The sequence below is a fragment of the Streptomyces sp. NPDC005202 genome, assembly GCF_040608235.1.
Classification (GTDB): domain Bacteria; phylum Actinomycetota; class Actinomycetes; order Streptomycetales; family Streptomycetaceae; genus Streptomyces.
In genome coordinates, this window is sequence record NZ_JBEXHW010000039.1 from 56,281 (window position 1) to 58,326 (window position 2,046).

At 65.9% G+C, this 2,046-nt stretch carries 3 protein-coding genes; 2 read left to right on the forward strand and 1 reads right to left on the reverse strand.

Features of this window, described 5'->3' with window-relative positions; translation table 11 throughout:
• Positions 1–50: 50 nt before the first annotated feature.
• Positions 51–428, reverse strand: coding sequence for a hypothetical protein (locus ABZV31_RS33580; protein WP_355900643.1), 378 nt, complete (start codon positions 426–428; stop codon positions 51–53).
• A 712-nt stretch (positions 429–1,140) separates the two neighbouring features.
• Here ABZV31_RS33580 and ABZV31_RS33585 point away from each other — a divergent pair.
• Together ABZV31_RS33585 and ABZV31_RS33590 are read left to right on the forward strand one after the other, a co-directional pair.
• The gene (locus ABZV31_RS33585; RefSeq protein ID WP_355900644.1) at positions 1,141–1,560 is read left to right on the forward strand and encodes a hypothetical protein; all 420 of its coding nucleotides are present in this window, start codon (positions 1,141–1,143) and stop codon (positions 1,558–1,560) included.
• Between the two features lie 102 nt (positions 1,561–1,662).
• Positions 1,663–1,866: a hypothetical protein gene (locus tag ABZV31_RS33590; protein ID WP_355900645.1), complete on the forward strand. Its 204-nt coding sequence runs from the start codon at positions 1,663–1,665 to the stop codon at positions 1,864–1,866.
• Positions 1,867–2,046 lie beyond the last annotated feature (180 nt).

A 2,046-nucleotide genomic window follows, 5' to 3' on the forward strand; every position in this document is an offset into this window, starting at 1 on the left:
GCGCTTACTCGCCGGGCCGCGGGCGGCCGGGCGGGCGTGAGCGGGGACGCTCAGTCGACGGAGGCGGGAGCGGGATCGCCTTCGCCGGTTGCCGCGCAGCCGTCACGGGAGGCTGCCTGGCCGCCACCGGCGGCGGAACCGCCCTCGCCCGAGGCCGCGCGCCGGCGGGACGCCGTCAGCAGCCACGCCAGATTGCCCACTGCCGCGCCGGCCGCCACCGTGGCGACGATCACGCCCGCCGTGGCGAAGCCGTCTCCGAACAGATGCGGCCGCCGGTCGAGGCTGTGCAGCCCGAAGCCGCACAGCAGGTACACCCCCACGGCCGCGACCGTGAGACTCACGACGAGCACCGCGACCGTCGGCCCGAGTCCGCCCTCCGCGTCCTCGCCGGGCGGGGCACCGGGGCCCGGGCAATGTGCTTCCTGCATGGATCCCCCGTTTGAACAGTTGGATGGCGAGCCGGACCCTACAGTACGTAGGGCCGTTCCTGCGGGGAAACCGACCGCCCAGGGCGGCAGGCCGCGATCCTCCCAGAGCGGTCGGCGAGCAGAGCCTGTCCGGCGGACCCTAACGGTGAAGGGGGCCCTGGTGTTCGCCCCCGTGATCGTCACAGTCCTTACCCGTTACCGCAGATTCACCAAAGGAAACAACGTCCTGCCCGGATCATTACAGCTGTCACGATGCCCGACCGAACCCTCTCCCTGGCGTAATCTCCGTGCTACAAAAGGGAGGTGGAGCCCACCAACGCGCTGACCATCGTTGCACTCAATGATGTTGAATTAGAGAACATCGCAGCAGAGAACGTCTCCACCGCGATCCTGCCGGATACCCCCTTTACTTCCGCCGCAGTAGCCTTCGTTGTGCCGAAAAAGGCGCAGTCAGTGCACTACCACGAACGCCCGTCTCAGGGTGACGAGATCATCTTTTTCTATCAGGGGACGTTTCGCCTCGTAAGCGGAGACTACCGGTCCGCGATGCACGGATACCGCCGCCTCTGGTCCTGTGTATGTCTCAGTCAAGTCGGGAACCCCGCTGAGCATCGAGAACCACGGAGATGTCGACGTCGCCTTCTTCGCCGTGTTCGCACCGAATTTCACCCCCCGGGGAAATCCACTACGTGGATGAGCGAACGAGGCTCCGATGAGCATCGCGGACATACGTGGCGCACTGACGTCGTTGGCCGAGTCACGGCCGACTTCAGAGGTGATGGAAGCCGCTCGTGAGCGGCTGGGGGACGAGGCGCTCGATTGTCGGTCCGTCATCGCAGAACTGGGCGACCTGTCGACACCGTTGTGGCAGAACCTGCTGTGCCGCTCGGTCGACACCACGACGCACCTGAAACTCTCACTCGATCTGAACGCGCACCGGGGATTCGGATGTGGCTGCACATCTACAAGCCTTGGCCCACCGGTGAGAGGCGTTTTGCGGCGTCCATCCATGACCACCGGTATTCCTTTGTCAGCAGACTGCTGCCCGGGGCCTACGATGAACAGCGATGGGCTTTCAAACACGACGCTCTGGAGCGCGCAGAAGAGCGGAACTACGTCGCCGGCCAGCTGAACTCGGTACGGGCGGATGAAATCCATTCACTGGTGCACGTCCAGGACTGCACCATCACCCTGGTCGCGCAGATGCCTGTCGAACGCACCTACAGCCGAGTCTATGATCCGGCGTTGCCCTCCCGCCCGACACGGGTCGACGCTCTCGAAGCACCTCAACGTCGGCCTGGCCCGGCTGCGCACCGCCCGCGGCCAGTTCCAGCAGATCGTCGAAGAATCGGAGTCCATACTCGCGCTCGCGTACGAGTTCGGCGAGGACCACAATCGGGCCCACATCCTGCTCGAGGTCGGGCGGGCGCATCAGTAGCTCGGCCATCCACAGGAGGCTCGCCACCGTGTGGAGGCGGCCGGGCACTGGGCGGATTCAACCGATCGTCGCAACACCTCGAACGTGGAGGGTGTTGTGGCTCAGGGAAGGGCGCGTGCGGCGATTCGGGCTGGTCGTCCGCCGCTTCGGTCACCAGGGCGGCCCCCGGTCAATCGGCGG